At 46.3% G+C, this 5,392-nt stretch carries 2 tRNA genes and 3 rRNA genes; all 5 read left to right on the forward strand.

What is annotated here, in order from left to right:
• Window positions 1-220: 220 nt before the first annotated feature.
• The 5 genes from AC2A1C_RS15645 (at window position 221) to rrf (ending at window position 5,349) form a co-directional block, all read left to right on the forward strand.
• A 16S ribosomal RNA gene (locus AC2A1C_RS15645) occupies window positions 221-1,737 on the forward strand.
• Window positions 1,738-1,956: 219 nt separating this feature from the next.
• A tRNA-Ile gene (locus AC2A1C_RS15650) sits at window positions 1,957-2,030 on the forward strand.
• A gap of 81 nt (window positions 2,031-2,111) precedes the next feature.
• Window positions 2,112-2,185: transfer RNA gene (locus AC2A1C_RS15655), tRNA-Ala, on the forward strand.
• 153 nt (window positions 2,186-2,338) lie between these two features.
• A 23S ribosomal RNA gene (locus tag AC2A1C_RS15660) occupies window positions 2,339-5,088 on the forward strand.
• Between the two features lie 153 nt (window positions 5,089-5,241).
• Window positions 5,242-5,349: ribosomal RNA gene (gene rrf, locus AC2A1C_RS15665) — 5S ribosomal RNA — on the forward strand.
• The 16S, 23S and 5S rRNA genes sit together here with 2 tRNA genes alongside, the layout of an rRNA operon.
• The last annotated feature ends 43 nt before the right edge of the window (window positions 5,350-5,392 follow it).

A 5,392-nucleotide genomic window follows, 5' to 3' on the forward strand; every position in this document is an offset into this window, starting at 1 on the left:
GAAATAGTGAAGGCTAAGGGTTCTGAAAAATATTTTAAATTTTTTTAAAAAATATTTGGTCAATTAAAAATAAAGTTTTACTTTTGCACTCGCAAATCAGAAACAACGAGACAGGTTGATCTGTAGGAGCGAAAGAAAAGAGATCATTGAAATACAATATAACAACCAAGTAAGGAAAAAACTAAAGCGTTAAAAAACTTTGAGTGAGTCAGACAAACATACAATGGAGAGTTTGATCCTGGCTCAGGATGAACGCTAGCGGGAGGCCTAACACATGCAAGCCGAGCGGTAGAGATTCTTCGGAATCTTGAGAGCGGCGTACGGGTGCGGAACACGTGTGCAACCTGCCTTTATCTGGGGGATAGCCTTTCGAAAGGAAGATTAATACCCCATAATATATTGAATGGCATCGTTTAATATTGAAAGCTCTGGCGGATAAAGATGGGCACGCGCAAGATTAGATAGTTGGTGAGGTAACGGCTCACCAAGTCAATGATCTTTAGGGGGCCTGAGAGGGTGATCCCCCACACTGGTACTGAGACACGGACCAGACTCCTACGGGAGGCAGCAGTGAGGAATATTGGACAATGGGTGAAAGCCTGATCCAGCCATCCCGCGTGAAGGATTAAGGACCTATGGTTTGTAAACTTCTTTTATACAGGGATAAACCTACTTACGTGTAAGTAGCTGAAGGTACTGTATGAATAAGCACCGGCTAACTCCGTGCCAGCAGCCGCGGTAATACGGAGGGTGCAAGCGTTATCCGGATTTATTGGGTTTAAAGGGTCCGTAGGCGGACTTATAAGTCAGTGGTGAAATCTCACAGCTTAACTGTGAAACTGCCATTGATACTGTAAGTCTTGAGTGTAGTTGAAGTAGCTGGAATAAGTAGTGTAGCGGTGAAATGCATAGATATTACTTAGAACACCAATTGCGAAGGCAGGTTACTAAGTTACAACTGACGCTGAGGGACGAAAGCGTGGGGAGCGAACAGGATTAGATACCCTGGTAGTCCACGCTGTAAACGATGCTAACTCGTTTTTGGGTTTTCGGATTCAGAGACTAAGCGAAAGTGATAAGTTAGCCACCTGGGGAGTACGTTCGCAAGAATGAAACTCAAAGGAATTGACGGGGGCCCGCACAAGCGGTGGATTATGTGGTTTAATTCGATGATACGCGAGGAACCTTACCAAGGCTTAAATGGGAATTGACAGATTTAGAAATAGATCCTCCTTCGGGCAATTTTCAAGGTGCTGCATGGTTGTCGTCAGCTCGTGCCGTGAGGTGTTAGGTTAAGTCCTGCAACGAGCGCAACCCCTGTCACTAGTTGCCATCATTCAGTTGGGGACTCTAGTGAGACTGCCTACGCAAGTAGAGAGGAAGGTGGGGATGACGTCAAATCATCACGGCCCTTACGCCTTGGGCCACACACGTAATACAATGGCCGGTACAGAGGGCAGCTACACAGCGATGTGATGCAAATCTCGAAAGCCGGTCTCAGTTCGGATTGGAGTCTGCAACTCGACTCTATGAAGCTGGAATCGCTAGTAATCGCGCATCAGCCATGGCGCGGTGAATACGTTCCCGGGCCTTGTACACACCGCCCGTCAAGCCATGGAAGTCTGGGGTACCTGAAGTCGGTGACCGTAAAAGGAGCTGCCTAGGGTAAAACAGGTAACTAGGGCTAAGTCGTAACAAGGTAGCCGTACCGGAAGGTGCGGCTGGAACATCTCATTTTAGAGCGTCTTTAGACGTTAAACAAAATTAAGTACTTAAATGTACATACTTGCTTAAAGTTTATGCTTTAGTTTTTTATTTGGTTGATATATAACAATACAAAACCCACTAGAAATTAGTAAAAGGGATTGAGACGAAGAAGAAAGATAAAAGAAGAAAGATAAAAGACATTAATTTGGTCTTGGTTCTTGGTTCTATCATCTAAAAGTCTAAAAAGACAGTCTCGTAGCTCAGCTGGTTAGAGCGCTACACTGATAATGTAGAGGTCGGCAGTTCGAGCCTGCCCGAGACTACTAATTAAAGTTTAGGATTTAGAGCTAAAAGTTCAGAGTTAAAACTAGGAACAAAATTGCCTGAAACCCGAAACACCTAGAGGGGAATTAGCTCAGCTGGCTAGAGCGCCTGCCTTGCACGCAGGAGGTCAAGGGTTCGACTCCCTTATTCTCCACAGTTTTAGAAAACTGGTTTAAAAGTTACGGATGGAGCCAAAAACAACATCTGTTCATCAGTTGGAAAAGAAGAAATAAGATCATTGACATTAACGGTAAAGACATCACAAAGAGAAAACCGAGCACTTATAAGTGCTTGAGTAACCAATAGGAAAGAAATCGTTAAGGGCGTATGGCGGATGCCTAGGCTTTCAGAGGCGACGAAGGACGTGGTAAGCTGCGAAAAGCTACGGGGATTGGCACACACGAATTGATCCGTAGATATCCGAATGGGGCAACCCAATACATTGAAGATGTATTACCTCGCAAGAGGAGCAAACCCGGAGAACTGAAACATCTAAGTACCCGGAGGAAAAGAAATCGAAGAGATTCCGTAAGTAGTGGCGAGCGAAAGCGGATTAGCCCAAAAGTCTTTATATGTTTAGAGGAATGTTTTGGAAAGAACAATCATAGAAGGTGATAATCCTGTACTCGAAAGACATACATAGATGATAAATGAGTAGGGCGGGACACGTGAAATCCTGTCTGAATATGGGGGGACCATCCTCCAAGGCTAAATACTCCTGAAAGACCGATAGTGAACAAGTACTGTGAAGGAAAGGTGAAAAGCACTTCGAATAGAAGGGTGAAATAGAACCTGAAACCGTACGCCTACAAGCGGTCGGAGCAGATTTATTCTGTGACGGCGTGCCTTTTGCATAATGAGCCTACGAGTTAATTTTACTAGCGAGGTTAAGGTATTAAGTACCGGAGCCGGAGCGAAAGCGAGTCTGAATAGGGCGCATAGTTAGTAGGATTAGACGCGAAACCTTGTGATCTACCCATGGGCAGGTTGAAGCTCTGGTAACACAGAGTGGAGGACCGAACCGGTTGACGTTGAAAAGTCTTCGGATGACCTGTGGGTAGGGGTGAAAGGCCAATCAAACTGGGAGATAGCTCGTACTCTCCGAAATGCATTTAGGTGCAGCGTTGATGTTAAGTTTATTAGAGGTAGAGCTACTGATTGGATGCGGGGGTTTCACCGCCTACCAATTCCTGACAAACTCCGAATGCTAATAAATGTTCATCAGCAGTGAGGGCATGGGTGCTAAGGTCCATGTCCGAAAGGGAAAGAACCCAGACCAACAGCTAAGGTCCCTAAATATATGCTAAGTTGAAACAACGCGGTTGGACTGCATTGACAGCTAGGATGTTGGCTTGGAAGCAGCCATTCATTTAAAGAGTGCGTAACAGCTCACTAGTCGAGCGGTCCGGCATGGATAATAATCGGGCATAAGCATATTACCGAAGCTATGGGATTACGTAAGTAATCGGTAGGAGAGCATTCTATCGGCGCAGAAGCAGTATCGTGAGGTATTGTGGAGCTTATAGAAAAGAAAATGTAGGCATAAGTAACGATAAAGCGGGCGAGAAACCCGCTCACCGAAAGACTAAGGTTTCCTCAGCCATGCTAATCAGCTGAGGGTTAGTCGGGACCTAACGCGAACCCGAAAGGGGTAGTGGATGGACATAGGGTTAATATTCCCTAACTTGCTCACAATAAAAGGGGACGGTTCGATGTAGCTACTGAAGACGGACGGAAGTGTCAAGGCCTAGCCTTCGGGCGAAGCTGTTGTAGTGTAATTGGATCCAAGAAAAGCCGAAGTGAAGCAACCCGTACCAAAACCGACACAGGTGGTCGAGGAGAGAATCCTAAGGTGCTCGAGTGAGTCGTGGCTAAGGAACTAGGCAAAATAGTCTCGTAACTTCGGAAGAAGAGACGCCATCAGCAATGGTGGCCGCAGTGAAGAGGCCCAGGCGACTGTTTATCAAAAACACAGGACTCTGCTAAATCGAAAGATGCTGTATAGGGTCTGACACCTGCCCGGTGCTGGAAGGTTAAGGAAGGGCGTTAGCGTAAGCGAAGCGTTTGACTGAAGCCCCAGTAAACGGCGGCCGTAACTATAACGGTCCTAAGGTAGCGAAATTCCTTGTCGGGTAAGTTCCGACCTGCACGAATGGTGTAACGATCTGGGCACTGTCTCAGCCACGAGCTCGGTGAAATTGTAGTATCGGTGAAGATGCCGATTACCCGCAATGGGACGAAAAGACCCTGTGAACCTTTACTATAACTTCGTATTGACTTTGAGTAAGCAATGTGTAGGATAGGTGGGAGGCTATGAAGCTGGCACGCTAGTGTTGGTGGAGCCGACGTTGAAATACCACCCTTTGCTTACTTGGAGCCTAACTTCTTTCAGAAGGACATTGCGTGGTGGGTAGTTTGACTGGGGTGGTCGCCTCCAAAAGAGTAACGGAGGCTTTCAAAGGTACCCTCAGCACGCTTGGTAACCGTGCGTAGAGTGTAATGGCATAAGGGTGCTTGACTGTGAGACCTACAAGTCGATCAGGTGCGAAAGCAGGACATAGTGATCCGGTGGTTCCGCATGGAAGGGCCATCGCTCATAGGATAAAAGGTACTCCGGGGATAACAGGCTAGTCTCCCCCAAGAGCTCACATCGACGGGGAGGTTCGGCACCTCGATGTCGGCTCGTCACATCCTGGGGCTGGAGAAGGTCCCAAGGGTTGGGCTGTTCGCCCATTAAAGTGGCACGCGAGCTGGGTTCAGAACGTCGTGAGACAGTTCGGTCTCTATCTATTGCGGGCGTTAGATGTTTGAGAGGGCTTGATTCTAGTACGAGAGGACCGAATTGAACAAACCTCTGGTGTATCAGTTGTACCGCCAGGTGCACCGCTGAGTAGCTATGTTTGGAAGAGATAAGCACTGAAAGCATATAAGTGCGAAACTCGCCTCAAGATGAGACATCTTTTAAGGGTCGTTGGAGATGACAACGTTGATAGGCTACAGGTGTAAAGTTGGTAACAGCATAGCCGAGTAGTACTAATTACCCGTAGATTTATAGCCTTTGGTTACACATTAAACCAAGCCTTATAAGTGCAATACAGGTTTTGCCTTTGTGATGAAATTTACCGATAAAAAAGTTGATAGTAATAAGTTGCAGTTGATAGTAAAAAACTAACAATCATCAACTAAAAACAATCAACCATATACAATCTTTAGGGTGGTTTTAGCGGTGGGGCTCACCTGTTCCCATTCCGAACACAGAAGTTAAGCCCACCAGCGCCGATGGTACTGCGAAAGCGGGAGAGTAGGTCGCCGCCAGTTTTTATTTAAAACCTCATACATCAGTATGAGGTTTTTTTGTTTT

The sequence above is a fragment of the Chryseobacterium sp. HNCC26DJ241 genome (assembly GCF_057180505.1).